The sequence below is a fragment of the Streptomyces sp. NRRL F-525 genome (assembly GCF_000716605.1).
Taxonomy (GTDB): domain Bacteria; phylum Actinomycetota; class Actinomycetes; order Streptomycetales; family Streptomycetaceae; genus Streptomyces.
This window is the reverse complement of sequence record NZ_JNXE01000006.1, coordinates 1-26,912: the sequence shown is the minus strand read 5'-3', so window position 1 is coordinate 26,912 and position 26,912 is coordinate 1. Positions and strand designations below refer to the sequence as shown.

The 26,912-nt window shown below is 70.0% G+C and carries 27 protein-coding genes and 1 riboswitch; of the genes, 14 read left to right on the top strand and 13 right to left on the bottom strand.

The genetic code is table 11. The features are described from left to right. Window positions 1–161: 161 nt before the first annotated feature. On the top strand, window positions 162–2,948 hold the full coding sequence (locus tag OO69_RS10960) for a hypothetical protein (protein ID WP_033280330.1): 2,787 nt from the start codon (window positions 162–164) through the stop codon (window positions 2,946–2,948). 79 nt (window positions 2,949–3,027) lie between these two features. Here OO69_RS10960 and OO69_RS10955 read toward each other — a convergent pair whose 3' ends face one another. Genes OO69_RS10955 through OO69_RS10945 form a run of 3 tightly spaced genes read right to left on the bottom strand, consistent with a single transcriptional unit; the run spans window position 3,028 to window position 4,691 of the window. Further along, window positions 3,028–3,498 carry a DUF1003 domain-containing protein gene (locus OO69_RS10955; protein WP_033280329.1) on the bottom strand — a complete coding sequence of 157 codons (471 nt, stop codon included), beginning with the start codon at window positions 3,496–3,498 and terminating at the stop codon, window positions 3,028–3,030. Between the two features lie 37 nt (window positions 3,499–3,535). Further along, on the bottom strand, window positions 3,536–3,922 hold the full coding sequence (locus OO69_RS10950) for a PPOX class F420-dependent oxidoreductase (RefSeq protein ID WP_033280328.1): 387 nt from the start codon (window positions 3,920–3,922) through the stop codon (window positions 3,536–3,538). Between the two features lie 10 nt (window positions 3,923–3,932). Beyond that, on the bottom strand, window positions 3,933–4,691 hold the full coding sequence (locus OO69_RS10945; protein WP_033280327.1) for a type 1 glutamine amidotransferase domain-containing protein: 759 nt from the start codon (window positions 4,689–4,691) through the stop codon (window positions 3,933–3,935). Window positions 4,692–4,938: 247 nt separating this feature from the next. Between OO69_RS10945 and OO69_RS10940 the strand changes: the two genes are divergently transcribed. After that, window positions 4,939–6,306: a S1 family peptidase gene (locus tag OO69_RS10940; protein ID WP_033280326.1), complete on the top strand. Its 1,368-nt coding sequence runs from the start codon at window positions 4,939–4,941 to the stop codon at window positions 6,304–6,306. Window positions 6,307–6,449: 143 nt separating this feature from the next. Here the strand turns inward: OO69_RS10940 and OO69_RS10935 are convergent, their stop codons facing one another. Both OO69_RS10935 and OO69_RS10930 read right to left on the bottom strand, forming a co-directional pair. Next, on the bottom strand, window positions 6,450–6,635 hold the full coding sequence (locus tag OO69_RS10935) for a hypothetical protein (RefSeq protein WP_033280325.1): 186 nt from the start codon (window positions 6,633–6,635) through the stop codon (window positions 6,450–6,452). Window positions 6,636–6,734: 99 nt separating this feature from the next. Continuing rightward, the gene (locus OO69_RS10930; protein ID WP_033280551.1) at window positions 6,735–7,895 is read right to left on the bottom strand and encodes an ROK family transcriptional regulator; all 1,161 of its coding nucleotides are present in this window, start codon (window positions 7,893–7,895) and stop codon (window positions 6,735–6,737) included. A gap of 182 nt (window positions 7,896–8,077) precedes the next feature. Between OO69_RS10930 and OO69_RS10925 the strand changes: the two genes are divergently transcribed. From OO69_RS10925 to OO69_RS10910, 4 genes are all read left to right on the top strand, one after another. After that, a complete protein-coding gene (locus tag OO69_RS10925; protein WP_033280324.1) occupies window positions 8,078–8,995 on the top strand; it encodes a carbohydrate ABC transporter permease in 918 nt (305 codons plus the stop codon). 15 nt (window positions 8,996–9,010) lie between these two features. Next, window positions 9,011–9,967, top strand: a complete 957-nt coding sequence (locus OO69_RS10920) for a carbohydrate ABC transporter permease (protein WP_199810921.1) — start codon at window positions 9,011–9,013, stop codon at window positions 9,965–9,967. A 10-nt stretch (window positions 9,968–9,977) separates the two neighbouring features. Next, window positions 9,978–11,321 carry an ABC transporter substrate-binding protein gene (locus OO69_RS10915; RefSeq protein ID WP_234444402.1) on the top strand — a complete coding sequence of 448 codons (1,344 nt, stop codon included), beginning with the start codon at window positions 9,978–9,980 and terminating at the stop codon, window positions 11,319–11,321. Window positions 11,322–11,419: 98 nt separating this feature from the next. Continuing rightward, entirely contained in the window at window positions 11,420–12,619 is a 1,200-nt protein-coding gene (locus tag OO69_RS10910; protein ID WP_033280322.1) for a Gfo/Idh/MocA family protein, read from the top strand. A 32-nt stretch (window positions 12,620–12,651) separates the two neighbouring features. On the opposite strand, the gene OO69_RS10905 is transcribed toward OO69_RS10910, so the two are convergent. Next, window positions 12,652–13,350 carry a L,D-transpeptidase family protein gene (locus OO69_RS10905; protein WP_033280321.1) on the bottom strand — a complete coding sequence of 233 codons (699 nt, stop codon included), beginning with the start codon at window positions 13,348–13,350 and terminating at the stop codon, window positions 12,652–12,654. 336 nt (window positions 13,351–13,686) lie between these two features. On the opposite strand from OO69_RS10905, the gene proP reads away from it, so the two are divergent. Further along, window positions 13,687–15,171 carry a glycine betaine/L-proline transporter ProP gene (gene proP, locus OO69_RS10900; RefSeq protein ID WP_106970999.1) on the top strand — a complete coding sequence of 495 codons (1,485 nt, stop codon included), beginning with the start codon at window positions 13,687–13,689 and terminating at the stop codon, window positions 15,169–15,171. Window positions 15,172–15,255: 84 nt separating this feature from the next. Continuing rightward, the gene (locus OO69_RS10895) at window positions 15,256–16,656 is read left to right on the top strand and encodes a pyridoxal phosphate-dependent decarboxylase family protein (protein WP_033280319.1); all 1,401 of its coding nucleotides are present in this window, start codon (window positions 15,256–15,258) and stop codon (window positions 16,654–16,656) included. On the opposite strand, the gene OO69_RS10890 is transcribed toward OO69_RS10895, so the two are convergent. Continuing rightward, on the bottom strand, window positions 16,630–17,433 hold the full coding sequence (locus tag OO69_RS10890; protein ID WP_033280318.1) for an SDR family NAD(P)-dependent oxidoreductase: 804 nt from the start codon (window positions 17,431–17,433) through the stop codon (window positions 16,630–16,632). The genes OO69_RS10895 and OO69_RS10890 overlap by 27 nt on opposite strands. A 50-nt stretch (window positions 17,434–17,483) precedes the next feature. On the opposite strand from OO69_RS10890, the gene OO69_RS10885 reads away from it, so the two are divergent. Further along, window positions 17,484–18,011, top strand: a complete 528-nt coding sequence (locus OO69_RS10885) for a hypothetical protein (RefSeq protein WP_033280317.1) — start codon at window positions 17,484–17,486, stop codon at window positions 18,009–18,011. Window positions 18,012–18,020: 9 nt separating this feature from the next. On the opposite strand, the gene OO69_RS10880 is transcribed toward OO69_RS10885, so the two are convergent. From OO69_RS10880 to OO69_RS10870, 3 genes are all read right to left on the bottom strand, one after another. Next, complete coding sequence (locus tag OO69_RS10880) at window positions 18,021–18,935, bottom strand: SDR family oxidoreductase (RefSeq protein ID WP_033280316.1); 915 nt, start codon at window positions 18,933–18,935, stop codon at window positions 18,021–18,023. Between the two features lie 87 nt (window positions 18,936–19,022). After that, a complete protein-coding gene (locus OO69_RS10875; RefSeq protein WP_033280315.1) occupies window positions 19,023–19,652 on the bottom strand; it encodes an MBL fold metallo-hydrolase in 630 nt (209 codons plus the stop codon). Beyond that, on the bottom strand, window positions 19,652–20,740 hold the full coding sequence (locus OO69_RS10870) for an S-(hydroxymethyl)mycothiol dehydrogenase (protein WP_033280314.1): 1,089 nt from the start codon (window positions 20,738–20,740) through the stop codon (window positions 19,652–19,654). Before OO69_RS10870 ends, OO69_RS10875 begins: the two co-directional genes overlap by 1 nt. Before the next feature lie 158 nt (window positions 20,741–20,898). Between OO69_RS10870 and OO69_RS10865 the strand changes: the two genes are divergently transcribed. Beyond that, window positions 20,899–22,653, top strand: coding sequence for an ABC transporter ATP-binding protein (locus OO69_RS10865; RefSeq protein WP_033280313.1), 1,755 nt, complete (start codon window positions 20,899–20,901; stop codon window positions 22,651–22,653). A gap of 79 nt (window positions 22,654–22,732) precedes the next feature. On the opposite strand, the gene OO69_RS10860 is transcribed toward OO69_RS10865, so the two are convergent. Continuing rightward, on the bottom strand, window positions 22,733–23,029 hold the full coding sequence (locus OO69_RS10860; RefSeq protein WP_033280312.1) for a hypothetical protein: 297 nt from the start codon (window positions 23,027–23,029) through the stop codon (window positions 22,733–22,735). 171 nt (window positions 23,030–23,200) lie between these two features. Between OO69_RS10860 and OO69_RS10855 the strand changes: the two genes are divergently transcribed. The 3 genes from OO69_RS10855 (at window position 23,201) to OO69_RS10845 (ending at window position 24,770) form a co-directional block, all read left to right on the top strand. Continuing rightward, window positions 23,201–23,566 carry a nuclear transport factor 2 family protein gene (locus OO69_RS10855; RefSeq protein WP_033280311.1) on the top strand — a complete coding sequence of 122 codons (366 nt, stop codon included), beginning with the start codon at window positions 23,201–23,203 and terminating at the stop codon, window positions 23,564–23,566. Beyond that, window positions 23,554–23,778, top strand: coding sequence for a hypothetical protein (locus tag OO69_RS10850; protein WP_033280310.1), 225 nt, complete (start codon window positions 23,554–23,556; stop codon window positions 23,776–23,778). Before OO69_RS10855 ends, OO69_RS10850 begins: the two co-directional genes overlap by 13 nt. Before the next feature lie 37 nt (window positions 23,779–23,815). After that, window positions 23,816–23,900: riboswitch (ZMP/ZTP riboswitch) on the top strand. Between the two features lie 21 nt (window positions 23,901–23,921). Beyond that, window positions 23,922–24,770, top strand: a complete 849-nt coding sequence (locus OO69_RS10845; protein WP_033280309.1) for a bifunctional 5,10-methylenetetrahydrofolate dehydrogenase/5,10-methenyltetrahydrofolate cyclohydrolase — start codon at window positions 23,922–23,924, stop codon at window positions 24,768–24,770. Here the strand turns inward: OO69_RS10845 and OO69_RS10840 are convergent, their stop codons facing one another. Next, window positions 24,771–25,670, bottom strand: a complete 900-nt coding sequence (locus OO69_RS10840; protein ID WP_033280308.1) for a CU044_5270 family protein — start codon at window positions 25,668–25,670, stop codon at window positions 24,771–24,773. A gap of 87 nt (window positions 25,671–25,757) precedes the next feature. Then, on the bottom strand, window positions 25,758–26,279 hold the full coding sequence (locus tag OO69_RS10835) for an RNA polymerase sigma factor (RefSeq protein ID WP_033280307.1): 522 nt from the start codon (window positions 26,277–26,279) through the stop codon (window positions 25,758–25,760). 105 nt (window positions 26,280–26,384) lie between these two features. On the opposite strand from OO69_RS10835, the gene OO69_RS10830 reads away from it, so the two are divergent. After that, window positions 26,385–26,912, top strand: a 528-nt coding sequence (locus OO69_RS10830) for a cbb3-type cytochrome c oxidase subunit I (RefSeq protein WP_234444401.1), incomplete at its 3' end; no start/stop codon positions are given.

Below are 26,912 nucleotides of genomic sequence, written 5' to 3'. Positions count from 1 at the left end.
GAACGGCCGTGGCGCGAGGCCGGGTTCAGGCCCGGCCGACGAAGATCGGCCGAATCCTCTCCCACAGGCAACCCACAGGCTCTGCTTCTCGTCCTCCGGGGCGCGAGAGGCTCCCGTGACACACGGGGCGCCTGAGCCTGGGGTTCGAGGAGGAGAACACATTGTTCCGTGCCCGGCGAATATGGGTCACGGCCGCGACGGTGCTCGCGGTGGCGGGAGGGATGTCCGGGTCGGCGCAGGCTGCGCCACCGTCGGACGCCGGACCGTTCACGGCGGCGGCGACGGCCAACGACGGTACTCTCCCGCCGGGTTGGCGGATCACGGGGAAGGGTTCCGCGCAGCAGCTGGTCTGGCGCTCGGGCAAGCGGGTGCCCATGGGGGACGCGCGCGTCGAGTTCCATGCCGGAGGCCGGCTCCTCGGGGTGCCGAGACCGGCGAAGGACGGACGGACGTTCCGGCTCGGCCTCGGTGCCGCCGCATCCAATCAGCTGACGGACCTTCAGGTGCTGGCCGCAGGACGGCGGTTGGACGCCGCCGGTGACAACAGCGGCTCCGGCAAGGGTCGTTCGGAAGCCGCCGCGCGGCCCGCGGCCCCGCTCCCGGCCGGTGCGATCGACCCCGGCAAGCCGGGCACGTACCGTACGACGACCGGCGAGTACACGCTCGACTCGGTCCGGCTGCCCGGGTATCCGCAGCCGATCGAGATGCAGGCCGTCGTGGTCGCGCCGAAGGGCGCCACCGGCAAGCGGCCGCTCGCGCTGTTCCTGCACGGCCGCCACTACACCTGCTACAAGCCCGGCACCGAGGACATCACCGGCGACTGGCCCTGCCCCACCGGCCTCAAGTCGGTCCCGAGCTACCGGGGTTACCTGCGCGACCAGCAACTCCTCGCCTCCCAGGGCTATGTCACGGTGTCGATCTCCGCGAACGGCATCAACGCCCAGGACGCTGACGTCGAGGACGCCGGCGCGGAGGGCCGTTCGTCGCTGATCCGGCAGCACCTCGCCCACTGGGCCGAGTGGTCCGCCCACCCGGAGACGGCTCCGGCGGTCGTCCGCGACGCGCCCCAGGCCGACCTCTCCCGCGTCCTGCTGATCGGCCACTCGCGCGGCGGCGAGGGCGTCAACCGCGCGGCGATGGACAGCCTCTACCCGCCGCCGGCCGCCCAGGACGGCTACCGCGGCCCGGTCCGCTGGAAGATCCGCGGCACCGTCCTCATCGGCCCGACGATCTTCGGCCAGAACCCGGTGGCCGACGTCCCGTCGGTGACGATCCTGCCCGGCTGCGACGGTGACGTCTCCGACCTCCAGGGCGAGGTCTACGTCGACGGCACGCGCGGAGTCAGCCGGGGCGCCGCCCTGCACAGCGCGGTCTACGTCGAGGGCGCCGACCACAACTTCTTCAACACCGAGTGGACACCGGGCCAGGCCCAGGCGCCCGCCGAGGACGACTTCTACGACGACCCCGACCAGCGGGACGCGGTGTGCTCGCCCGGCGCGGCGACGCGCCTGACCGCCGACCAGCAGCACAAGGCCGGTTCCACCTACATCGCCACGGCGGCACGGCTGTTCATCGCCGGGGACGACCGCGTGCGTGAGCTGCTCGACGGCTCGGGCCGCCGCGCCCCCTCGGCCGACCCCGCGCGGGTCCTCACCCACGCGGTGGGCGCGAACCGCGGCGCCGGCTTCCTCCCCGACGGTCAAGTCACCGTGTCCGGCGGCAAGTTGTGCTCCGCGGTGGACCCCGACCCGGCCGTCGCCTGCCTGAGCGACGACTCCAAGGGCATCTCGCCGCACTTCGCGCGGTGGGAGGCCACGAAGGAGGTCGGCCGCCGCGCCGTCGCCCTGCGCTGGTCCGCCGCCGGTTCGAAGGTGACGGTGCGTCCCAGCAAGCCGGTCTCCCTCGGCGGCGCCAAGGGCCTGGCCCTGCGGGTGATCGTGCCGCCCAACACCACCGGCACCCAGCTCGACGTGTCCGTGACCGACACCTCCGGCCACCGGGCGACCCTCGGCCGCGTCCGCGTCGACGGCCTGCCCGGCACCCAGCGCACCGCCTCCTACTGGGCCCGCGAGGTCCGCGTACCGCTGGCCGCCGCCTCGCACGCCGGGCTCGACCTGCGCCACATCAAGTCCCTCGACCTGACCCCGCGTTCGCGCTCCGGCCAGGCCTGGCTGATGGACGCCTGGGCCTGGCGCCCCGGCACTCCGGCGGTCACCTCGGCCCCGCTCCCCCGCGTCGACATCGGCCGGCTCACCGTCAAGGAGGGCGACTCGGGCGTCAAGACGTACCGCGTGCCCGTCCAGGTCTCCGGCCACGGCAACGGCCAGGTCCGCGTCTACATCAACAACCCGGCCACGAACCAGGACACTTCACGTCTGGTGACGGTACGGCCCGGTGGCGACACCATCGACGTACCGGTGAAGGTCGAGGGCAACACCCGCTTCGACTACGGCGTCCAGCACGACATCTTCGTGAAGGCGGTGCACGGCGCGGTCGTCGGCGCCCACCGGGGTGGGGTGACCACGGAGAACGACGACCCGATGCCCACATTCAAGGTCACGCCGATCGCGGACCGGGTCACCGAGGGCCAGCCCCTCAAGTGGAAGGTGACGCTGTCCGCGCCCGCCGACGTGGAGCTGAACCCGGCGTTCCTCGTCCAACCGATCGCCTCCGGCGCGGAGTTGTCCACCCTGGACGTCGACCCGCAGTGGCTCAGTGAGAACTCCGGTGAGGAAGCAGCGCCGGAGCGCCCGCTGTCCAAGGTCCTGGGCCTGTTCCTCTGGACCACTGTCCCGGCGGGGCAGCTCAGCGGGGAGATCAGCGTGCCGACGATCACGGACCAGGTGACCGAACAGCCCGAGTCCGTACGGTTCGTGGGCGTGGACGAGAACGGGGATCCGCAGAGCGGCGGACCGGAACTGACCGGCACGGTGCTCGACGCGTCATAGCGGAACGCCGTACAAAAGGAAGGGGCCGCAGCTCGAAAGCTGCGGCCCCTTCCTCGTGCGGAACGACTGGCGCGGACACTCAACTCGCCTTCTGCGTCCCGCTGTTCATCTTGGCCCGGTTCTCGGTGAGGAGTTCCTGAACGCGTTGTTCGACCTCGCGGGGGTCGAGGCCGAGCGCGGCTCCGATGTGGGCGGACCACACCTCGGAGCGGAGGTTGGTCTCGAAGTCGAGGTCGGCGCGGACGTTCTCGCGGGTGGCCTGGCGGTTCTGGCTCACCATGACGAAGGTCGACAGGAAGATGGCCTCCAGGCTGACGATCATCGTGAGCAGCCCGTACGGATACGGGTCGAAGATCCCGCCCTGCCCGAGGAGTCCTTCGTTGAGGGCGATCCAGACGGCGAACCACAGCGCGTGGATGTAGACGAAGAGCATGGTGCCGGCGAAGGCGGTGATCGCGTCGGCGACCCGGTCCTGGGTACCGCGCATCCGGGCGAAGACGACGCGCTCCTGCCGCAGCGGCAGGTCGTCCGGGTTCAGCACGGGGTCCACGGGCGGTTCCTGAGTTCGGTGTGCAAGGGGTTCGTCCTCAGGGGGTGAGCGTCACGCGGATGCCGAGGGTGCCGTCGAGCCCGCGGCGCAGCCGGCTGCCGAGGAGCGTGATGCGCCCGGTGAGGCCGTACTTGCGGGTGATCAGCTTGCGGTAGCGGGCGGTGGTCTCGGCGTCGCAGATCTCGGCGATGCCGGGCACCTGGTTGCCGGTCGGGTTGCCGCGCAGGTCACAGGGGCCGACGAGGACATCGGCGCGGGCCCGGATGCGCTTCACCTTCCAGGAGTCGGCGACCGTCCACACACCGAGGGTCACGCCGTCGCGCACCACCCACACCGGGGTGGCGACCGGGGAGCCGTTCTTGCGGAAACTGGTGATCAGCAGGTACTGGCCTGCGCCGAGCCGGTCCAGCGGGGTCTCGTCCATGGTCGGCAGTCTAAGCACCCGCGGGTGCCCGCAGGAGATCGAGATAGCGGCGGGCGAAAAGGTAGGCGTCGCCGGGCCAGCGCGCCGACAGATAGACCCCGTCCCGCACGACGAACGCGTGCGTGTCGTCGCTCGCGGTGCCCCGCCGGGTGAGCTCCTTGGGACCGCGCTCGAACTGCGCGCCGGGGTCGTCGAGGGCGGCCCGCACCTCGTCCTCCACGTAGGCGGGGTAGGTCCGGTAGTAGCGCCCGAGACGCCAGGCGGTGCTCAAGTAGGCAGTACGTTCCATGTACTTGGGCAGACAGGTCGTACGGCGCCCGGCGAGCACGCTGCGGCCGGTGTCCGGGTCCCGGGTACGGGCCAGCACGAGAACCCCGTGACAGATCGCACCGACCGGACGGCCGAGCTTCCAGAACTCCCCCACCTTGGCGCTCAGTTCGGGGGATCCCAGGTACTGCCGCATACCGGGCGCGTGTCCGCCGGGCAGCAACAGTCCGTCGAAGCGGGTCACGTCCAGGTCCGCCCACGCCACCGTGTCACCGAACTCCGGTGCGGCGGTGAGCTGTTGGTAGAACAGCTTGGGCTCGTCCTCGGCACCGAGCTGCCCGAAGAGCACGCCGGTCAGCAACCGGGGATCCGCGGCGGGCAAGGTCCCGGCCCGCTCGGTGGCGAAGACGACCTCGTGCCCGGCATCGGTGAGCAACCGCCACGGCACCGCGACCTCGGTGACATCGAAGTCCCGGTCGGGGACGGGCATCAGCACGCGCATGGGGTCATCATGGCAGCCGGGGCGGGTGTCCATGACAGCACGGCGAGGTCCAAGCGAGGGCACCGGGCTCCGCCTGGGTATCGCCGAGGCCAACTCGGCCGTATGGAGCGCTCGTTGAACCTACGCGCTGAAGCCGATCTTCCGTCCGGTGAACACACGAGCACCCGGCCACGTATGGAGGAAGGGCACTCAACGACCGGAGAGCCCCGCGGTGTCGCACCGCACGTTCGGGGTTCGGGAGCCAAGCATGAGGCACGCACGACGACGGGTCATCCGGCGAGTTACACGGTTGGCGGCCGTCGGCGGACTCCTCCTGGGAGGCGCCATGGTCACCCAGGCGGCCATGGCCAGTGACTCTTCCGGCACGTCCGCCGCCACGCTCAGCGCGCCGCAGACACCCGCGGACAAGGGTTCCGCCCTGGTGGCGAAGCTCGGTTCGGCCCGTACGGCGGGCAGTTGGGTCGATTCCGGCGGCCGTACGGTCGTCGCGGTGACCGACGCGAAGACGGCGGCCGAGGTGACGAAGGCGGGCGCCGAGGCGAAGGTCGTGCGGTACAGCATGAACGTGCTGAACTCGGCCGCCTCGACGCTGAGTTCGGCCCCCAAGGTGCCGGGCACCGCCTGGGCGATGGACTACCGCAACAACAGGGTGCTGGTGGAGGCCGACAGCAGCGTCTCCGCCGCCAGCTGGAACGCCATGACGAAGGTCGCGTCCGGCATCGGCGCCTCGGTCCAGATGCAGCGCACGCAGGGCAAGTTCACGACCCGGATCAACGGCGCGCAGCCCATCCTGTCGACCGGCGGGCGCTGTTCGGCGGGCTTCAACGTGACCGACGGGACGAACGACTTCATCCTCACGGCCGGGCACTGCGGGCCTGTCGGGTCGATCTGGTTCGCCAACAACCAGGGTGACCAGCAGTTGGGCAAGACGGTCTCCGACAACTTCCCCGGCAGTGACTTCTCCCTGGTGCAGTACGCGAGCGGTTCGGCGGGCGACGGCGCGGACGTCGTCGCGATCGGCAACGGCAGCGGGGTGACCATCACGGGCCTGGCCGACGCTGCCGTGGGCGAGAAGGTGTTCCGCAGCGGCAGCACCAGCGGGCTGCACGACGGCGAGGTGACCGCGCTCAACGCGACGGTGAACTACCCCGAGGGCACGGTCACCGGCCTCATCCAGACCACGGTGTGTGCCGAACCGGGCGACAGCGGCGGCCCGTTGTTCGCCAACGGCATCGCGCTGGGCGTCACCTCGGGCGGCAGCGGTGACTGCACGGCGGGTGGTACGACGTTCTTCCAGCCGCTGACCAAGGCACTGGCCGCGCTGAACGTGAAGCTGCTGGTGGCGCCGAAGACGGCCGCCTCACCCGCGCCGTCCGCCTCGGCAGCAGCCGGCGCCGCGGCCGGCTCGGCCACGCCCGGGACCTCCGCACCGGCGACGAACACCACGGCGGCGGGTTCGACGACACTGGCGTCCCGGCTGACGGACCCGAAGAACGTGGGCCCGGGCCTGCTGGTCATCGCGGGAAGTCTGATCGCGCTGGTGGCGACGCGCTGGATCCGCGCCGAGCAGGACCGCAAGGCGTTCCAGCGGCACTACTCGGCGATGTGGGGCTGATCACTCAAGGGAGTTCGACGGAGGTGATCGGGTCGGTCGGGTCTACAGGGGCTCGGCCGGCTGGACCGGGGTCACGAGGATGGCCGGGCGGCGGGATACCGAATACCGACAACGACACCTGCGTCGGTCGACAGCGGCGGCGCTCAGGCCGCCTCGGCCGGCTCGGGAGCCGCGGCGGCCCACTCCATCACAAGCCGTCGGTACTCCTCGCGCTGCTCGACGCTCAGTGTCCCGCCCGATCGGTGCCACAGGGCCCTGATCTCCTCGTTGACCTCGGCTGCCGATCGCTCGGTGGCTGATTCAACGCTGGTGGACATGGTGTGAAGCATACGTCGCCGAAGGTGAAGGCGATGTGAGTAATCACGAGCTAACCGGACATATCGGACCGTGTTGCTGATCACGTCATCTGTCAAGCCCCGTAACGCAATTCACACCTCGGCCACACCGAGCACCAGCACCTGGATCGCCAACACCGCCGCGCCACGCGCCCAGTCGTGGAAATCGGACACCTTCGTCTCCACGTCGAGCGGGGCGGCCAGCGGATGCCTGTGCGCGCGGAGCGTGTCGTCCACCGTCTTGCCCGCCACGTCGATCAGGCCGACGCCTTCACCAGCGAGCAGGATCTTCTGCGGGAGCACGAAGTTGGCGATCTGGGCGACCAACGTGCCCAGCGCGCGGGCGGCTTCGTCGATGACACGGGCGGGCATGGCATCACCGGCGGCGGCGCGGGCGAGGATCTCCTCGTAGCTCAGGTCGAGTCCGGTGGCGGCGCGGATCTGGTAGCGGATGCTGGGGATGGTCAACAGCGAGACGGCGCTGCCCCGTTGACCGGCGGGGGTGATCGGGCCGTTGGGGTTCAGGATCCAGTGGCGGCCGAACCCGCGGTCCTCCTCGGCGTACGGCACCCGCTTGCCGCCGAGGACGAGGCCGTAGCCGATGCCCGCGCCGATGGTGAGGACGACGAAGCGGTCGAGGCCGCGCCCGGCGCCGAACCAGGTCTCGGCCTCGACGAGGGCGGCCACGTCGTTCTCGACGACGACCGGCAACCCGGTGCGCTCCTCGACGAGTTGGGCCAGCGGGACGTCGCTCCACTGCAGGAAGGCCGACTCCCCCACCACGGCACGGTCCTGGACGAGTCCGCCGACGCCGATACCGATGCCTGTGAGCGTGGGAAAACGGGCGGTGAGTTCACCGGTCATCTCGCCCAGCAGATCGGCCACTTGGGCGGGATCGTGGGTGGTGAGCGGCCGGTCGAGGCGGGCGACGATGTCGCTCCTGAGGGTGGTGACGACGCCGTAGACCATGTCCTCGGTGACCTTGAGGCCGAGGAACGTGCGCGACTCGGCGACCACGTCGAGGGGTTGGGAGGGGCGGCCCTGGCGGATCTCGGCCGGGCCGCCGCCGTCGGGGACCTCGACCAGCAGGCCGGACTCGATCAGCGGTTTGGTGAGGCGGGTGAGGCTGCCCGCCGAGAGGTCGAGCCGGCGCGCGAGGTCGGTGCGCGACAGCGGGCCGTGGACGAGGACCTCGATCGCGACGGAGCGTTCACCGGGGCTCAGCGGCTGCCAACTGGCGGCACGTGTGGTCATGAGGGTCACACTCCCACAGGGTTTCTCTCCCCGAGGTTTCTTTTCCTCTGGAAGTAACAGAGCCACTCTACGACCACAATCCCGCACAGAAAAGATCCATGCACGGCTATTGACGCCTGGATTCTTTCGTGACGAAAGTAAGTGGCCCGAGGACGAGCCGTCGTAGACAAGGGAGTCTCCAGATGACCATCGCCTCAAGCAGTCCCCCGAACCGCAGGCCGCGGGCCCGTGAAGACAGCGGCGACGGTCGGCTGGCGGCGGTCTTCATCGCCCCGGCCCTGCTGGGCTTCCTGGTCTTCCTGCTCTGGCCGACCCTGCGCGGCATCTATCTGAGCTTCACCCGCTTCAACCTGCTGACCCCGGCGAAGTGGGTGGGCCTCGACAACTACGACCGGATGGTCCACGACCCCATCTTCTGGTCGTCGTTGAAGGTCACCGTCGAGTACGTCCTCATCAACATCGGCATCCAGACGGTGGCGGCCCTCGCGATCGCGGTCCTGCTCCAACGGCTCACCCAGTCCGCCCTGTTGCGCGGGATCGTGCTGACGCCGTACCTGATGTCGAACGTGGTCGCCGGCATCGTCTGGCTGTGGATCCTCGACACCCAGCTCGGCATCGGCAACGAGATCATCGGCGGGCTCGGCTTCGACCACATCCCGTTCCTCGCCGACAAGACCTGGGCGATCCCGACGATCGCCCTGATCAACGTGTGGCGGCACGTCGGTTACACCGCGCTGCTGCTGTTCGCGGGGCTGCAGGCCATCCCGGGTGACATGTACGAGGCGGCGAAGGTGGACGGCGCGAGCGAGTGGCGCATGTTCTGGCGGATCACGATGCCGCTGCTGCGACCGGTCCTCGCGGTCGTGCTGATCATGACGGTGATCGGTTCGTTCCAGGTGTTCGACACGGTCGCGGTGACCACCGCGGGCGGCCCGGCGAACGCGACGAACGTCCTGCAGTACTACATCTACGGCTCCGCGTTCGGCCGCTTCCAGTTCGGCTACGCGTCCGCGATGTCCGTGGCCCTGCTGATCGTGCTGAGCGCGATCACGTTCCTCCAGTACCGGCTCACCCGCGCCGGCCAGACCGACCTCGGCTGACCGGAAGGAGTCGACATGGCCACCCTGACCACCACGCCCAATGTGCCCAACACCCCTACGCCTACGGCAAAGCAGGAGATCCTACGGCCGCCCCGGCCCCGCCCGTCCATAGGCAAGGTCGCCGCCTGGGTCGCGATGGCCGCGATCATGCTGATCACCCTGCTGCCCTTCTACTGGATCCTGCGCACCGCGCTCTCCAGCAACACCGGGCTCGCCGCCCACCCCTCGGACCCGCTGCCGGTCGACTTCACCACCGGCGGTTTCGAGCGGGCGCTCGGCCTCCAGTCGACCAAGGAGGCGATCGCGCAAGGCGGTTCGGGCGGTGGCCTCAAGTTCTGGCGCTATCTGCTCAACTCGGTGATCGTCTCGACCCTGGTCACCGTCTGCCAGGTGTTCTTCTCCGCGATGGCCGCCTACGCCTTCGCCCGGCTCCGCTGGCGCGGCCGGGACCGGATGTTCGGTCTTTTCCTGGCCGGGCTGATGGTGCCGGCGATCTTCACCCTGCTGCCGAACTTCGTCCTCATCAAGCAACTCGGGCTCGTGGACACCCTGTTGGGGATCTCGTTGCCGACGATGTTCATGACGCCGTTCGCGGTGTTCTTCCTCAAGCAGTTCTTCATGAACATCCCGCGCGAGGTCGAGGAGGCGGCTCTGCTCGACGGCGCGGGCAAGGTCCGCGTCTTCTTCCGGGTGCTGCTCCCGATGGCGGCCACCCCGGTCCTGACCCTGGGCGTGCTGACGTACATCACGTCCTGGAACGACTACTTCTGGCCGCTGATGGTGTCCTACAGCGACAGTTCGCGCGTGCTGTCGGTGGCGCTGGCGATCTTCCGCTCGCAGACCCCGCAGTCCGGCTACGACTGGTCGGGCCTGATGGCGGCGACCCTGATCGCCGCGCTCCCGATGCTCGTGCTCTTCGGGGTGTTCGCGCGCCGCATCGTGAGTTCCATCAGCTTCACCGGAATCAAGTAAGGGGCAGGGCATGCGATTTCGTACGGTCATGGCATTGACCGGGGCGCTCGCGCTGTCCCTGACGGCGGGCTGCGCCAAGGGCGACTCCGTGGGCTCGGCCTCAGACACGGTGACGTACTGGCTGTGGGACGCCAACCAGCTCCCCGCCTACCAGGCCTGCGCGAAGGGCTTCGAGCAGCAGAACCCCGGACTCAAGGTGAAGATCACCCAGTTGGGCTGGGCCGACTACTGGACCAAGCTCACCGCGAGCTTCATCGCGGGCACCCAGCCGGACGTGTTCACCGACCACATCCAGAAGTTCGGCCAGTTCGCCGACCTGAAGGTGCTCCAGCCGCTGGACGACCTCGACATCGACGCGTCCGCCTACCAGCCCGGGCTCGCCGCCAACTGGCAGGGCCAGGACGGCCATCAGTACGGCACGCCCAAGGACTGGGACACGGTCGCCCTCTTCTACAACCAGAAGATGGCCAAGTCGGCGGGTCTGAGCGCCGACCAGCTCAACAGCCTGTCCTGGAATCCCACGGACGGCGGCACCTTCGAGAAGGCCATCGCCCACCTCACCATCGACAAGAACGGCAAGCGCGGGGACGAACCGGGCTTCGACAAGCACCACGTCAAGGTGTACGGCATGGCCACCGGAGGCGCCGGTGACTCCGACGGCCAGACGACATGGAGTCCCTTCACCGCCTCGGCCGGCTGGAACTACACGGACAAGGCGCGCTGGGGCACGAAGTACCAGTACGACAGCAAGACCTACCAGCAGGCGGTCAAGTGGTACTTCGGCCTGGCGAAGAAGGGCTATCTGGCGCCGTTCACGGACTACAGCGACGGCGCGAACCCGCCCAACGTGCAGATCGCGGGGGGCAAGGCGGCGACCGCCTTCGACGGCGCCTGGATGATCTCCACGTACGCCGCGGCCAAGGGAATCAAGATCGGCACCGCATACACCCCTACCGGTCCGACCGGGAAACGGGCGACCATGATGAACGGACTGGCCGACTCGATCACCAAGAACGCCCCCAACAAGGCGGGCGCGCGGAAGTGGGTGACCTACCTGTCATCGGACAACTGCCAGAGGACGGTGGGGAGTTACGGCATCGTCTTCCCCGCGACCCCGGACGGCACGAAGGCCGCCGTCGCCGCCTACAAGAAGAAGGGCATCGACGTCACGGCCTTCACCCGGCCGGTCGCCGACAAGAAGGACTTCGCCACCTTCTCCTTCCCGATCACCAACTACTCGGCGGACGTGTACGCGTTGATGCGCCCCGCCATGCAGGACGTCTACGCCAACGACGCCCCGGTCAGCGGCCTGAGCAAGACCAACAAGCAGATCAACTTCATCCTCGGCCAGTGACGTTCGTGCAGTGAAGTTCGTGCAGTGAAGTTCGTTCAGTGAAGTTCGTTCAGTGATTTCCGCTCAGGGAAATCCCCGTCAGAGAAGGACACGCACCCATGACGTTCTCCCTCGGCATCGTCGGAGCAGGCCAGTTCTCCGGCCAGTTCGCCCGACTGTTCCAGGCCCACCCGGGCGTGAGCGAGGTCTATGTGACCGACCTCCTGCCCGAGCGGGCGGAGCAACTGGTCGCCGAACAAGGGCTGGCGGGCACTTTCCCCTCCTACGAGGCGATGCTGGAGTCGAAGGCCGTCGACGCCGTCGCGATCTTCACCCAGCGCTGGACGCACGGCCCCCTGGTCCTCCAGGGGCTCGGCGCCGGCAAGCACGTGTACTCCGCGGTCCCCATGGCGATCAGCACCGACGAGATCGCGGCGATCATCGACGCGGTCAAGGCGACCGGACTGACGTACATGATGGGCGAGACCAGCCAGTACAACCCGGCGACCGTGCACGCCCGCAACCAGATCGCGGAGGGCGCCTTCGGGCGGATTTTCTACGCCGAGGGCGACTACGTCCACGACATGGATCTGGGGTTCTACGAGGCGTACCAGTACAGCGGTGGCGAGGACTGGAAGGCGACCGCCAGCTATCCGCCCCTGCTCTACCCGACGCACTCGGTGGGCGGGGTGCTCGGCGCGTGGCAGACGCACGCGGTGAGTGTGTCGGCGATCGGGGTCGTCGACGAGCGCGGGGACGGTGTCTTCGACAAGGAGGTCAGCCAGTTCGGCAACGACTTCTCGAACGCCACCGCGCTGTTCGAGGTCGCGGGCGGCGGTTCGTTCCGTACGAACGAGTTCCGCCGGGTCGGCTATCCCTCGCAGATCCGGGAGTCGCGTTTCCGGTTCTTCGGGACCGACGCGAGCATGGAACAGCTCGCGACGGTGGCCTTCTGGCAGGACAAGAAGGGGGTGCAGGACATCAGCGAGCTGCTGGAGCCCAAGCCCACCATGTCTCCTGACGATCCGTCACTCCAGCACATCGCGCCGGACCTCCGGGCCGCCTTCACCTCGGGCTCGGCGCCGGTGCACGACCGGTCGCGGCTGCCTCGGGAGTTCGACAACCTGCACAACGGCCATGAGGGCAGCCACCACTTCCTGGCGGACGACTTCGTGACCGCGGTCAACTCCCGCACCCTGCCCAGCGTGAACGCGTGGGTCGCGGCCCGCTACACCCTGCCGGGCATCATCGCGCACGACTCGGCACGGCAGGGCGGGGCGAGGCTGGAGATCCCGGACTTCGGGGACGCGCCCGCGTAACCGGGGTGATACGCAAGCCGGGTGACTGTCTGTCAGGTGCCCGGCTTGCGGCCGTACACGAAGACGTCGTCGCCGTTCTTCAGCAGCGACCAGTACTTCTTGGCGGTGGTCGGGGTCATGTTGACGCAGCCGTGCGAGCCCGGCGGGTTCCACATGCTGAGGTTGACGGAGTGGAAGGCCTGGCCACCGTCGAAGAACTGGCTGTAGGGCATCGGCACGTTGTAGATGTTCGAGACGTGGTCGATGTCCCGCCAGTAGATCTTCTTCAGACCGGTGCGGGTCTCGTAGCCGTTACGGCCGGTGCGCACCGGGACCGGGCCGTAGACGAGCCGGCTGCCGTCCTGGATCCAGCTGATCTGCAGCGTGAGGTTGACGCAGGCGATGCGGCCCTTGTTCGTCGGGCACTTGCCGGCCGCGTTCGGCTTGTTGCCCACGGCCTTCTGCTTGTTCATGAGGTCCATCACGCCCCAGGTGACGGATCCCGCGTAGCCGATGTTCGGCGTGATGCCGTGCTTGGTCTGGAAGGCCTTGATCGCCTTGCAGTCGGCGGCGGACTGCTTCCCGTCGACCGGCCGGCCGAGGAACTTCTCGACCTGCTTCTGGTACGGCCCCTTCTGCGTCGTACAGCTCGTCGCCGCCTGCGCCGGAGCGCTCCCCAGCACGAGCGTGAGCGGCGCCACCAGCCCGGTGATACCGAGCGCTATGGCACCTCGTCTGCGTATGTCCCCCATGTCGGACCCTCCCCCTCAGCCGGAACTGCGATCTCTGCCACCTAGACCGGTGCACGGGCGACAGGGTTGTGGCCCGGGCCGGACCGCGACGAAACGGTGACATTCTCCGCCGCCGGGCCGGCTCCGGGGAAGACGGCCTCCGTAAGCGGACGACGGGTTTCCAGGTGGCCCGCACCGGTTAGGCGTGCTCAATCAGCATTCCGCGGACCGCACGGAGCGCGAAGCGGAACCCACCGACGACACGCACAGGTGCACATGAGGTCAGACAGGCGGGACCCCGCAGGCCCGAACCAACCGCGACGTGGGCTCGGCTCGGGAAACGCGCGCACCGAACGGATGGTGCGGACGCTGCTGCGCCGGCGCAAGAAGGCCCTGAGCCCGGACGACGTGAAGGTCGCCGACCGGCCGACCGTACGACGGGCCGTGTCGGCCGCCGCGCTCGGCAACACCATGGAGTGGTTCGACTTCGGCGTCTACGCCTACGTCGCCTCGACCCTCGGCAAGGTCTTCTTCCCGGGCAGCTCACCGGGCGCCCAGGTCATCTCGACGTTCGCGACCTTCGCGGCGGCCTTCCTCGTCCGGCCGCTCGGCGGGCTCGTGTTCGGGCCCCTCGGCGACCGCGTGGGACGCCAGAAGGTCCTCGCCGTCACCATGATCATGATGGCGATCAGTACGTTCGCGGTGGGATTCCTGCCGGGCTACAAGACGATCGGCCTGGCCGCACCGGTGCTCCTGCTGCTCTGCCGGCTGGTGCAGGGCTTCTCGACCGGCGGCGAGTACGCCGGGGCCACCACCTACATCGCGGAGTACTCCCCCGACCGGATGCGCGGTTTCCTCGGCAGCTGGCTCGACTTCGGCACGTTCGTCGGCTACTCCCTCGGCTCCGGCCTGGTCACCGTCCTGACCGCCGCCCTGTCCGAGGACCAGATGGTCGACTGGGGCTGGCGGATCCCGTTCTACGTCGCGGGTCCGCTCGGGATCATCGGCCTCTACATGCGGCTCAGGCTGGAGGAGACGCCCGCGTTCCAGGAGGTCGAGGAGAAGCGCGGGGAGGAGGCCCGGATGTCCGGGAAGGGCCGCCTCAAGGAGGTGTTCACCGACCACTGGCAGGCCCTGCTCGTCTGCGTCGGCCTCGTCCTGCTCTACAACGTCACCAACTACATGGTGACCTCGTACCTGCCGACCTACATGAGCTCCACCCTCGGCGAGTCCGAACTCACCGCCCAGCTCCTGGTGTTGGGCACCATGGTGCTGGTCGCCCTGACCATCACCGTCGTCGGCCGCTCCTCGGACCGGTACGGCAGGCGTCCCCTGTTCCTCTGGGGCGGCGGCGCCATGGTCGTCCTCTCGATCCCCGTCTTCCAGCTCATCCGCCAGGGCGGCATCGTGCTCCCCGCCATCGGCTGCGTGATCCTCGGCCTGTTCCTGGTCTGCTTCGCGGGCACGAGCGCCGCGACCCTCCCCGCGCTCTTCCCGACCCATCTGCGCTACGGCGGCCTGTCCCTGGCGTACAACTTCTCCGTCTCCCTGTTCGGCGGCACGACCCCGCTGATCGCCTCCGCCCTGGTCGACGTGACCGGCGACGAGCTCGTGCCCGCCTACTACCTCATGGTCGCGGGCGTGATCGGGGTGATCGCCGCCCTGTTCCTGCGCGAGACGGCACGCAAACCGCTGCGCGGGTCCTCGGCCATGGCCGCGTCCGAGCAGGAGGCGCGCGAGATGGTCGCGCACAGCCGCACCCGCGCGGGCCGCCGGGCCCGCGACACCTGGCTCCGGCTGCGCCAAGGGCACCTCCCGCACCGCTCCCACCGGGACGACTGACACCGGCGCGCTCGCGTGTGATCCAGTCCAGTTCCCCCGAATTGGCCCGATACCCGGCCCTCGGCCTCCGCCTACGCTGCCGCCATGCACCGCACTCTCGCCGACGACCTCTCGCGGCTCCCCGCCCTCCTCCAGTCCGCCCGCGACCTCGCCGCCCGTGAGCTGGACGGGATGGCCGAGCGGCCGGTCGTCCGGCTCGACAAGGCGCCCGACGGGGAACCGCTCCCGGCCGAGGGGACCGGCGGCGAGGCGGCTCTCGCCCGGTTCGCCGAGCGGTGGGCGCCCGGTCTCTCGGGGTCGGCGGGCCCGCGCTACCTCGGCTTCGTCACCGGTGGTGCCACCCCCGCGTCGATCGCCGGGGACTGGCTGACCAGCGCGTACGACCAGAACGTGTCCGGCGCGGCCGGTTCCTGGGCGGCGGCGCTCGAGCGGGAGACGGTGGGCTGGCTGCGCGAGCTGTTCGGGCTCGGCGAGGCGCACTCGGGGGCCTTCGTCACCGGCGCGACCGTGTCCAACATGGTGGGTCTCGCCGTGGCCCGCGAGTGGCTCGGCGAGCGCCTGGGCGTGGACGTGTCCCAGGACGGCGCCGCCGCGCTCGGCCCGGTCCACGTCCTCTCCGGCAGTCCGCACTCCAGCGTCACCAAGGCACTGTCCGTGCTGGGCATCGGCCGCGACCGGATGCACTACGTGCCCGTGCTCGCCGGCAACCGCGAGGCCGTAGACGTGGACCAACTCGACGCGGCACTCGGCGAGTTGAAGGGCCGCCCGGCGATCGTCGTCGCGAACGCCGGCACCGTGAACACGGTCGACTTCGACGACCTGCGGGCGATCGCCGCCCTCAAGGAACGGCACGACTTCTGGCTGCACGTGGACGCCGCGTTCGGCGGCTTCGCCGCGCTCTCCCCCGCCTACGCCCACCTCGTCGACGGACTCGACGCGGCCGACTCGGTCTGCGTCGACCTCCACAAGTGGCTCAACGTGCCCTACGACGCGGCCGTCCAGTTCACCCGCCGCCGCGACCTCCAGACCAGGGTGTTCCACAACGCGTCCCCGTACCTGGGCGCACCGACCGGCGACCCGGACTTCCTCCACCTCACCCCCGAGAACTCCCGGCGGCTGCGCGCCCTCCCCGCCTGGTTCTCCCTCCTGGCCTACGGCCGCGCCGGGCACCGCGAGATCGTCGAGCGCAACGTGGCCCTCGCGCACCGGCTCGGCGAGGGCATCGCCGCGCTCCCGGGGCTGCGGCTGTCCGCGCCGGTCCGGCTGAACGTCGTCTGCTTCACCCTGGCCGAGAACCCCACACGGGAGCGGGTGGCCGCCGTGGCGGAGGCCGTGGCGGACACCGGCGAGGCGTTCCTGACGCCGACGGTCCACGACGGGACACCCGCGCTGCGCGCCGCGTTCAGCAACTGGCGTACGTCCGAGGCCGATACGGACCGGGTGCTGGCGGCGCTGGCTTCACTGCCCCTCGGCCCCGCGCTCTGAAAGGGACAGCCGGAACCCGGAGTTGACCGCGGTGAGCCCTCCGTCGACGGCGAGGGTGGTCCCGGTGATCCAGGAGGCGTCCCGCGAGGCGAGGAACGCGACGGCCGCGGCGATGTCCTCGGGCTCACCGACCCGACCGAGCGGGAACAGCCCGCTGACAGCGTCCAGTTGCTCGTCCCGCCCCTCCCACGCGGAGGTCCGCACCGTGCCCGGCATCACCAGATTGACCCGCACACCGCGCCGTCCGGCGTGCCCGGCGAGGGTGCGGGTCAGCGAGGCGAGTCCGGCCTTGGCCGCGCTGTAGGCGTGGTTGCCGAAGTCCTGACTGCCGTTCACGGAACCGATGTTGACGATCGCCCCGCGTCTCGAGGCGACCAGGTGCGGGAGTGCGGCGCGGCAGCAGCGGTAGGTCCCCGTCAGCGTGATGTCGAGGTCCCGGTCCCACTCGCCGTCCGGCTCGTCCTCGAAGAGCGGGAGGTCGGGCGTGCAGTGCGCGGCGCTGTTGACCAGGACGTCGAGCGCCCCGAAGGACTCGACGGCCCGGGCGACGGCCCGCTCCACCGCCTCCCGGTCCCCCACGTCGCAACCGAACGCCTCGGTGGCCAGCCCGAGTTCGCGCAGTGCCGCCGCCGTCTTCTCCGCCTCGGGCAGATCGACGTCGGTCACCAGCACCCGCGCCCCCTCCTCCGCGAGCCGCCGGGAGATGGCCGCGCCGATGCCCCGGGCCGCACCGGTGACGAGAACTCCGTACCCCTGGAAGCGCGTTGTGTCAGTCATGGTCCCGAACGTACTGCCGGAACGATCAACTCGGCAGATACCGTGCGGACATGAACGCGTTCATCCAGCAACTCCCCGCGCTGATCGGTGTCGTGATCGGCGCCCTCGGTTCCTACGTCGCGATCGTGCGGGGCGATCAAGCGAGGTTCCGCCGTGAGCGGGACGCCCGTTGGGAGGAGCGGCGGTTGGAGGTGTACGCCGAGTACGCCCGGACGCTGAAGAAGTCGGTGACCCTGACGTATCGGGTCGCCTCCCACTTCGGCAACGACCCGCATCCGCACCCGCTGTCCCCGGCCGAGGCGGAACCGCTGCTGGCCGAGGCGACCGTGGACCGGGATCCTCCAGGTGAGGCGCTGCTTCTGCTGGGGAGCACGGAGGTGGTGGACAAGGCGCGGGCGTGGGTCGGCGCGGTGATGGCGATGGAGCGGTTCATGCGCGCGGAGACCCACGACCCGGAGGCCTGGCGGGAGTTGATGGAGCGTCAGCGTGCCAGGCGCGAGGGCTACTACGCGGCCGTACGGGACGATCTGGCGCTGCCGCCGGGCCACTCGGGGCGCTGGCCGGTGACCCAGATCTGACCTCGCACGTCACCGGTAGCCGGTCACGTCCGCCGGCTTCCCCGCGTCCTGTACCTCCACCAGGTACCGCCACGCGTCCGGGTGGCTGCCGTCGAGGTCCGTGAAGCCGTACACCGGGGCGAGTCCGCCGCTGGACAGCGACTGCCCGTTCCAGCGGGCCACTTGGGGGTCGGCGGCGAGGGCGGCGACAGCGCGGCCGACATAGCGCGGGGTCTCCGAGATGGCGAAGTGCGGGACTTGGGCCAGGGCGTCGCGCCAGTTGTCCTCGCGCACGCCGAACTGGTCGAGCATGATCTCCGAGCGCAGCCAGCCCGGGGTCAACGCGACGGCGGTGGCGCCGCGTTGACCGAGTTCGTGGCCGAGGGCGAAGGCCATGCGCAGGACGGACGTCTTGGCGAGGTCGTAGAAGAAGGAGACGCGGTAGGTGTCGCGGTTGTACTCGGCGGTCCCGTCGGTCATCTCGACGACCAGGCCGCCGGGCCTGCGCAGCAGCAGGGGCAGCGCGTGGTGGCTGGTGATCGCGTGCGTCTCGACCGCCAGCCGCAGGATCCGGAGCCCCTTGTCGAGGTCGTGTTCCCACACGGGGGTGTCCCAGGCGAAGAGGTGCTCGCCGCCCCAGATGTCGTTGACGAGGAGGTCGAGGCGGCCCTGTTCTTCGTCGATCCGGTCGACGAGGGCCCGGACGGCCGAGGGCTCCAGGTGGTCGGTGGGGACGGCGATACCCCGGCCGCCGGCCGCGGTGACGAGGTCGGCGGTGTCCTCGACGGTCTCGGGCCGGTCGTACTCGGAGCGCTGCGCGCGGGTGCTGCGACCGCTCACGTAGACGGTGGCGCCGGCCGCGCCCAGTTCCACGGCGATCCCGCGTCCCGCTCCGCGCGTCGCCCCCGCGACCAGCGCGACCTTGCCTTCCAGTGGACCCGGCATGTCCGGCCTCCCGTGCTCGTTCGACTCGCTGTCATGTCGATCGTGCAGGAGAAGCCGGACACCTTCTGTCGGGTATTCGCCGGTGTCTCAGTGACCCCGCGCGATCCACTCCTCCAGGTGTGCGGCCTCCGCCCCGACGGTCGTCGAGTCGCCGTGTCCGGTGAGCACCTTCGTCTCCGGCGGGAGGGTCAGCAACCGGTCCCGGATGGAGTCGATGATCGTCGGGAAGTGGGAGTACGACCGTCCCGTGGCGCCCGGGCCACCGTGGAAGAGGGTGTCGCCGGTGAAGACCGTGCCGAGCCCGGGGTCGTACAGGCAGACCGCGCCGGGCGCGTGTCCCGGCGTGTGCAGGACCTTCAGGTCGGCGCCCGCGGCCTCGATCACCTGGCCGTCGGCGAGATGGGCGTCGGGGTCGCGGTCGGGGTGGGTCTGCTTCCACAGGGGCAGGTCGTCGGGGTGCAGCCAGATCGTGGCACCGGTGCGGTCGGCGAGTTCCGGCGCGGCGTCGATGTGGTCGTTGTGCGCGTGGGTGCAGATGATCGCGGTCAGCCTGCGGTCGCCGATCGCCGCGAGGATGGCGTCGGCGTCATGGGCCGCGTCGATGACGACGACCTCGTGGTCGTCGCCCACGATCCACACGTTGTTGTCGACGTCCCAGGTACCGCCGTCGAGGCTGAACTGCCCTGAGGTGACGAGGTGTTCGATACGAGCGCCCATCACAGCTCCACCACCGAACGCAGCACATCGCCACCGTGCATCCGCTCGAACGCCTTCTCCACCTCGTCGAGTTGGATCGTCTCCGTGACGAACGCGCCCAGGTCCAGGCGCCCTTGCTGATGCAGGTCGATCAGCATCGGGAAGTCGCGGGAGGGCAGACAGTCGCCGTACCACGACGACTTGAGCGAACCACCCCGCCCGAAGACGTCCAGCAGCGGGAGTTCGAGCTTCATCTCGGGCGTGGGCACACCGACGAGCACGACCGTGCCCGCCAAGTCCCGGGCATAGAAGGCCTGTTTGTACGTCTCCGGGCGGCCGACCGCCTCGATGACGACATCGGCGCCGAAGCCACCGGTCAGCTCGCGGATCGCCTCGACGGGGTCGCTCGTCTTGGAGTTGACGGTGTGCGTGGCCCCCATGGAACGGGCCTTCTCCAGCTTGCGGTCGTCGATGTCCACGGCGATGATCCGTGCCGCGCCCGCGAGCCTGGACCCGGCGATCGCCGCGTCACCGACTCCACCGCACCCGATGACCGCGACAGTGTCACCGCGGCCGACGTTGCCGGTGTTGATGGCGGCGCCGATACCGGCCATGACCCCGCAGCCCAACAGCCCGGCGACGGCCGGGGAGACGGACGGGTCGACCTTGGTGCACTGCCCGGCCGCGACCAACGTCTTGTCGGCGAAGGCTCCGATGCCCAGGGCCGGGGAGAGTTCCTGGCCGGTCGAGGCGAGGGTCATCTTCTGCTTGGCGTTGTGGGTGTTGAAGCAGTACCAGGGGCGGCCCCGCAGACAGGCGCGGCAATTGCCGCACACGGCACGCCAGTTGAGGATCACGAAGTCACCGGGGGCCACGTCGGTGACGCCCTCTCCGACCGACTCCACAACGCCTGCGGCCTCGTGCCCGAGCAGGAACGGGAAGTCGTCGCTGATGCCGCCCTGTTTGTAGTGCAGGTCGGTATGACAGACCCCGCAGGCCTGTACCTTCACCACGGCCTCGCCGGGTCCGGGGTCGGGTACGACGATCGTCTCGACCCGGACCGGCTCGTTCTTGCCCGGTGCGATCACGCCGCGTACTTCCTGCGCCATGGTCCTGAACCCTTTCGTCGCCGTTGTCCCTGCCTCCGACCCTACGCGTGACTGATCGGTAAGGGCACGCTGACGTCCCGGCCACGCCCCCTGACCGTCACCGCGAACGATCGCGGCCGACGTAGCCTGAAGGTTCCGACCGACTCCCGAGGAGCGCCGTGAGCATCGCAGGGACGCAGAGCGGTCCGCCGGCCTGGCGGCTTCTCCTCGACTACGTACGGCCGCACCGCTGGGCCCTGTTGGCGGGCGCGCTGCTTTCGCTGGTCACCGGGGGCACCGGGCTGCTGCTTCCGCTGGTGGCGCGGGGGCTCATCGACGACCTCTCGCACGACCGGACGATCACCGGGGCCCTCCTCGCGATGTCGGCGCTGGTGGTCGCCAACGCGGCGCTGGGCGCGCTGGGTTCCTACGTTCTGCGGCGGACCGCGGAGTCGGTGGTGCTCGGCGCCCGGCGCAACCTGTCGTCGTATCTGCTGCGGCTGCGGATCTCCGCCGTGGACCGCAGCGAGCCCGGCGACCTGATGGCCCGCATCACCTCGGACACCACCCTCCTGCGCGAGGTCACCACGGACTCGCTGGTCGGCCTGGGCACCGGAGGGCTCACGCTCGTCGCAACTGTCGTCATGATGGGGGTGGTTGACCCGGTACTGCTCGGCGTCACCCTGGCCGTGATCGCGGGCGCGGGCACCGTGCTCACCCTGATCCTGCCGCGCATCAACCGGGCCAGCAGGCAGGCGCAGGACGCGGTCGGCGTGATGGGCGCCTCGCTGGAGCGGATCCTGGGCGCGCTGCGCACGGTGAAGGCGTCCGGCGCCGAGGACCGTGAGGAACGCACCCTGCACGCGGCGGCCGAGGAGTCGTGGCGGCAGAGTGTGCGGGCCGCCAAGTGGAGTGCCGCCGCGGGCAATACGGCGGCACTGTCGATGCAGGTCGCCTTCATCACCGTCCTCGCGGTGGGCGGCGCACGGGTGGCGACGGGCGCGATCAACATCGGCACGCTGGTCGCCTTCCTCCTCTACGTCTTCTATCTCATGCAGCCGATCCAGCAGGTAGTCGGCGCGATCACCCAGTACCAGACGGGCGCCGCGGCCCTCGCTCGCATCCAGGAGGCGCTCCACCTCCCCGCCGAACCCCCGTCCCCGCCCGCCCAGTTGCCCTCCCCCGGCGCCGAACCCGCGGCCCTCGCCTTCGACGACGTCCGCTTCCGCTACGCCGACGACCTCCCCTACGTCCACCACGGCGTGACCTTCGCGATACCGGCCCAGGGCATGACGGCGTTCGTCGGCCCGTCCGGCGCGGGCAAGACCACGGTGTTCTCCCTCATCGAGCGTTTCTACGACCCCGAGTCCGGCGCGATCACCCTCGACGGCCGGGACCTGGCGGACTGGGACCTGTCCCAACTCCGGTCCGCCATCGGGTATGTGGAGCAGGACGCCCCGGTCCTGTCGGGTTCCCTGCGCGACAACCTGCTGCTCGGCAACCCGGACGCGGACGACGACGCCGTGACCCGCGTCCTGAAGACGACCCGCCTCGACGGCCTGCTCGCCCGGCTGCCGAAGGGCGTCGACACCCTGGTCGGCCACCGCGGCACCCGCCTCTCCGGCGGCGAACGCCAGCGCGTCGCCATCGCCCGCGCGCTCCTGCGCCACCCCCGCCTGCTCCTCCTGGACGAGGCGACCTCGCAGCTCGACGCGGTGAACGAGGCGGCCCTGCGCGACACCGTCGCCGAGGTGGCCCGTACGACGACGGTCCTGGTCGTCGCGCACCGGCTGTCCACGGTGACGATGGCCGACCGGATCGTCGTCATGGACGCGGGCCGGGTCCGCGCGGTGGGCACGCACCGGGAACTGGTGACGGCCGACCCGCTCTACGCGGAGCTGGCGGCGACGCAGTTCCTGGCGACGGCGGGCTGATCCTGGGGCACGGCTGAGGGCCGCCCGTTTCCGGACGACCCTCGAGGTCCGCGTGCTCCGCGGGATCAGTACCGCGGGCTCACGGCTCGATGCTGGGGAGGAGTCCCGTGACCGGCGCGGCCATGTCGGTGACCTGGTGCAACTGCTGGAGGTCGTTCAGGTGGTTCAGTCCCTGCAGCTGGTTGGCGACCTTCGGGACCTCCGCCCGGTGCTCGGCGGGGATCTCACTCACCGCGAGCGAGTCCAGCAGGGCGACGGGGCTGACCTTGCCGTCCTTGAAGGCGGGCGCGTCGGCGGCGTTCGCCATCGGCGCGACGAGGCCGGTGACCCCGACGGCGAGACCAACGGCGGCGGCAATACGTCGTGTTGAGATCATGCCCTCAGCAACGCGGCCGGTCCCCGCGCGGTCACGGGTACCGGGCACCGCTCACCCGTGAGGCGGAGCGCGCCGCCCGGTTTGCCGACCGCGGCAAGGCGGAGGAGTCTCGTAGGAGAGGCCCGTCGCGGCTCGCTCCGGTGTGGGCCGCGGCCCTCCGAGGAGGTCACCATGGGCACCGCGGCACGCCCCGGCTTCGACTCCGAAGCCCTGCGCCGGGGCATCGAAGAGCACACAGCGGCGACACTTCTGTCGCTCTACGCGGACGACGCCGAGATCCACGTCGTCGACCACCAGACCCAGCCCAGCCACCCCAAGGTCCTGCACGGCCGGGACGAGATCGGCGCGATGCTCGCCGACGTCTACAGCCGCGACATGACGCACAAGCTGGAGGAGTGCGTCGTACAAGGGGACCGGGTCGCCTACAGCGAGTCGTGTCAGTACCCGGACGGGGCCCGTGTCCTCGCCGAGTCGATGCTCCTGCTGGAGGACGGCAAGATCACCCGGCAGACCATGATCCAGGCATGGGACGGCTAGCGGGACTGGTGCCGAAGGTCCGGATCAGCACCCGTCTGACCTGGACCTTCTCGGCGAGCACGGTACCCGCGCGCTCCGCTGCGACTCGGCGCCGGGCACCGGTCTCCGCAGCGGGTCTGCGGGCGTCCGCCGCCCTGCTGGGTTCGGTGCTGCGGGCGGCACGGTCCCGCACGCCTCCGGTCGGCCGGACCCGGGACGCCCGGCGCGGGTGAGCGGGCCGGGGCTGTCGTAGGACTGTCGGTTAGGCTGATCGTGGGCCGTGACTGGCGCTGAGGTGGAGCACCACCGTGGAGCGGCCCACGCGGAGTCGATGCCGTGCGCCTGGGCGATTGGTCAACCAGCTCAGGAGTGGATCATGTCCCAGGCACGCCTCATGGACGGCACCGCGCTCGCGCGGCGCATCGTCGAGGACACCGCGAAGAAGGCCGCCGACCTCACGCGGCGCACCGGTACGGCGCCCTGTCTCGCGACGGTCCTGGTCGGCGCGGACCCGGCCTCCGTCACGTACGTCCGGATGAAGCAGAACCGCAGCCGCAAGGCCGGCATCGAGTCCCGGCACGTCGAGCTGCCCGCCGCCACGACCACCGCCGAACTGGTCGGCACCCTCGACGAACTCTCCGCCGACCCCGCCGTGCACGGCATCCTGCTCCAGCACCCGATGGGCCAACACATCGACGAGCGGGCCGCGTTCGAGGCGATCGCGGCGGAGAAGGACGTGGACGGCGTCACCTTCGCGTCGTTCGCGTCGATGAGCTTCGGCCTGCCGGGCTTCGTGTCCTGCACGCCCGGCGGGATCATGCGGCTGCTCGACGAGTACGACGTCGACCCGTCCGGCAAGCGGGCCGTCGTGGTCGGCCGCAGCGCGATCCTCGGCAAGCCGGCCGGCATGCTGCTCCTGGCCCGCGACGCGACGGTCACCTACTGCCACTCGCGCACCCAGGACCTGTCCGCGGTGGTCCGCGAGGCGGACATCGTCGTCGCCGCCGTCGGCCGCCCCCGGCTGATCCGCGGCGAGGACATCAAGCCCGGCGCGGTCGTGCTCGACGCCGGTTACAACGCGGGCAACGTCGGCGACGTCGACTTCGAATCCGCCGCCGAACGCGCCTCGTTGATCACGCCGGTGCCGGGCGGCGTCGGCCCGATGACGATCGCCACGCTCCTGGAACAGACCGTGACGGCCGCCGCCCGGCAGCTCGGGGTGTGATCAGCGGGTCCACGCGCTGTAGTCCATGACGTCCCCGGCCTTGACGCCGTACTCGGGCTGGTCCTTCGTGAAGGTGCTCTCCATTCCGAGGACGGCGCCGGTGGCCGGGTCCATGATCAGCATCAGCCGGGTGGCGGACCGCTGATAGACGTACGCCTGCCCGTGCCGCCCGAGCCGGTCGGTCACCTCCCCCACCGGCCGCAGCCCGTCCGCCCCCGCGAGCAGCCGCGCCAACGCGGCCGACTCACGCGCCCCGAGCGTCCAGCGGTCCAGCAACTCCCCCACAGCGCCGAGGAGTTCGGGCGTGGTCAACGGCGTCTTGCTGTACGCCGTCTCCTGGAGGTACGCCCGCAGTCCCGCCACGTCGTGCGGGGGCCGGGCATCGGGCGGGACATCGCTCCAACTCGGCGGAAACGTCGTCTCCTTGAGGACATGCCCGTCCTCGACGACACGTTCCGTGTGACTGGCGTCCGCGTTCCAGCGCACGATGCGTTCCTCGGGAATGGTGACCGGCGGCTTGTCGTCGGACATACCGAGGCTCCACGTCTGCACGTGAGTCCCCTTGCGCAGAACGGGAGTTCCGTCGGCGGCGGTCGCCACGGCGAGGGCGGCGAGCTGCTTCAGGGATACGGGGGTGGAGTGCGCCTGCACCACGAGCGGCCGCGGAGCCGCCACGGCGGGAGTACCGCTCGGCCCGCCCAGCACGAGGGTGAGCACGGTCGCACAGACGGCAGTTACGGCCGCGAGGCTCCAGAGCATTCGCCGACGCCGTGAACGCCGTTCGTGCAGCAGCCTATTGAGCCCGCGCTCGGCCTGATGATCAAGCGGCCCGTCACCGTAACGGGACCCGTCGCCAGTGAACGGGTTGGCGCTACGCAGGAGTTCAAGCTCATCAGCCATGGCGACGTTCCTTCAGGGTGACCGTGGCGCCCCACAGGGGCGCGGGGAACTGCGCGACCAGCCACGACGGCGCCGCAGAATACTCGATCAACACCCCGCCCCTCCAAGCACCGCAAGCCGATCAATCTCCGCTCTCAACCGACGCCGCGCCCGGTGCAACCGCATAGCCGCCGCCCGCGAACCACACCCGAGGACGACGGCGACCTCGTCCACCCCCAGCTCCTCCCACGCCGTCAACCGCAGTACCTCCTGATCCGTCGGAGACAACCGCGCCAACGCCTCGTGCACCCACCCGCCGGGAGCATCCGCATCGGGGCTGGCCACGACCTGCCGCCCGTGCGCGGCCTCGTCATTGCCCAGCCGATCGACGAGCCGACGCCGCCGTCCATACCCCCGCACCGCATTGGCCAGACAGTTACGGGCCACGCCGTACAGCCACGGCAACGGCGCCAGCGGCAGATCCGCACGGCGACGCCAGGCGACGGTGAAGACCTCCGCCACCACTTCCTCGACCTCACCGCTCCGCCCGTCCAGTCGCCGCGCAACATAGCGGCTGACCGCCCAGTAGTGCTCGCGATAGGCAGCGGCGAAGTTCTCGTCGTTGCTCATGTCCCGTTCGTGTCCGGCACCGGGGCGATCGTCACACCCGGTTTCGTGATTCTCCTCGCGTCACTCGAGTGTGACGTGCGGGTGGCGCGCGGACACAGGCGGGGCGTGAGAGACCTCAAGAGCATCAAGTGGCTGACGACCACGGACCACAAGACGATCGGCACGCTGTACCTGGTGACGGCGTTCGGGTTCTTCTGCATCGGCGGCGTGATGGCGCTCCTCATGCGCGCCGAACTCGCCAGACCCGGCCTGCAGATCATGTCCAACGAGCAGTTCAACCAGGCGTTCACGATGCACGGCACGATCATGCTGCTGATGTTCGCGACACCCCTGTTCGCGGGCTTCGCCAACTGGATCATGCCGCTGCAGATCGGCGCCCCGGACGTCGCCTTCCCCCGCCTCAACATGTTCGCCTACTGGCTGTATCTCTTCGGCTCGACGATCGCGGTCGGTGGCTTCCTCACCCCGCAGGGCGCGGCCGACTTCGGCTGGTTCGCGTACAGCCCGCTGTCGGACGCGGTCCGTTCGCCGGGTATCGGCGCCGACATGTGGATCATGGGTCTGGCCTTCTCCGGCTTCGGCACGATCCTCGGTGCGGTCAACTTCATCACCACGATCATCTGCATGCGCGCA

What these genes read in the sequence shown, in the direction of transcription:
- OO69_RS10950 (WP_033280328.1), bottom strand. Translation starts at nt 3,922, where the DNA reads ATGGACGAGACCCCGCTGGACCGGCTCGGCGCAGGCCAGTACCTGCTG.
- OO69_RS10945 (WP_033280327.1), bottom strand. Translation starts at nt 4,691, where the DNA reads ATGCGCGTGCTGATGCCCGTCCCCGACCGGGACTTCGATGTCACCGAG.
- OO69_RS10940 (WP_033280326.1), top strand. Translation starts at nt 4,939, where the DNA reads ATGAGGCACGCACGACGACGGGTCATCCGGCGAGTTACACGGTTGGCG.
- OO69_RS10935 (WP_033280325.1), bottom strand. Translation starts at nt 6,635, where the DNA reads ATGCTTCACACCATGTCCACCAGCGTTGAATCAGCCACCGAGCGATCG.
- OO69_RS10930 (WP_033280551.1), bottom strand. Translation starts at nt 7,895, where the DNA reads ATGACCACACGTGCCGCCAGTTGGCAGCCGCTGAGCCCCGGTGAACGC.
- OO69_RS10925 (WP_033280324.1), top strand. Translation starts at nt 8,078, where the DNA reads ATGACCATCGCCTCAAGCAGTCCCCCGAACCGCAGGCCGCGGGCCCGT.
- OO69_RS10920 (WP_199810921.1), top strand. Translation starts at nt 9,011, where the DNA reads ATGGCCACCCTGACCACCACGCCCAATGTGCCCAACACCCCTACGCCT.
- OO69_RS10915 (WP_234444402.1), top strand. Translation starts at nt 9,978, where the DNA reads ATGCGATTTCGTACGGTCATGGCATTGACCGGGGCGCTCGCGCTGTCC.
- OO69_RS10910 (WP_033280322.1), top strand. Translation starts at nt 11,420, where the DNA reads ATGACGTTCTCCCTCGGCATCGTCGGAGCAGGCCAGTTCTCCGGCCAG.
- OO69_RS10905 (WP_033280321.1), bottom strand. Translation starts at nt 13,350, where the DNA reads ATGGGGGACATACGCAGACGAGGTGCCATAGCGCTCGGTATCACCGGG.
- proP (WP_106970999.1), top strand. Translation starts at nt 13,687, where the DNA reads ATGGTGCGGACGCTGCTGCGCCGGCGCAAGAAGGCCCTGAGCCCGGAC.
- OO69_RS10895 (WP_033280319.1), top strand. Translation starts at nt 15,256, where the DNA reads ATGCACCGCACTCTCGCCGACGACCTCTCGCGGCTCCCCGCCCTCCTC.
- OO69_RS10890 (WP_033280318.1), bottom strand. Translation starts at nt 17,433, where the DNA reads ATGACTGACACAACGCGCTTCCAGGGGTACGGAGTTCTCGTCACCGGT.
- OO69_RS10885 (WP_033280317.1), top strand. Translation starts at nt 17,484, where the DNA reads ATGAACGCGTTCATCCAGCAACTCCCCGCGCTGATCGGTGTCGTGATC.
- OO69_RS10880 (WP_033280316.1), bottom strand. Translation starts at nt 18,935, where the DNA reads ATGCCGGGTCCACTGGAAGGCAAGGTCGCGCTGGTCGCGGGGGCGACG.
- OO69_RS10875 (WP_033280315.1), bottom strand. Translation starts at nt 19,652, where the DNA reads ATGGGCGCTCGTATCGAACACCTCGTCACCTCAGGGCAGTTCAGCCTC.
- OO69_RS10870 (WP_033280314.1), bottom strand. Translation starts at nt 20,740, where the DNA reads ATGGCGCAGGAAGTACGCGGCGTGATCGCACCGGGCAAGAACGAGCCG.
- OO69_RS10860 (WP_033280312.1), bottom strand. Translation starts at nt 23,029, where the DNA reads ATGATCTCAACACGACGTATTGCCGCCGCCGTTGGTCTCGCCGTCGGG.
- OO69_RS10855 (WP_033280311.1), top strand. Translation starts at nt 23,201, where the DNA reads ATGGGCACCGCGGCACGCCCCGGCTTCGACTCCGAAGCCCTGCGCCGG.
- OO69_RS10850 (WP_033280310.1), top strand. Translation starts at nt 23,554, where the DNA reads ATGGGACGGCTAGCGGGACTGGTGCCGAAGGTCCGGATCAGCACCCGT.
- OO69_RS10845 (WP_033280309.1), top strand. Translation starts at nt 23,922, where the DNA reads ATGTCCCAGGCACGCCTCATGGACGGCACCGCGCTCGCGCGGCGCATC.
- OO69_RS10840 (WP_033280308.1), bottom strand. Translation starts at nt 25,670, where the DNA reads ATGGCTGATGAGCTTGAACTCCTGCGTAGCGCCAACCCGTTCACTGGC.
- OO69_RS10835 (WP_033280307.1), bottom strand. Translation starts at nt 26,279, where the DNA reads ATGAGCAACGACGAGAACTTCGCCGCTGCCTATCGCGAGCACTACTGG.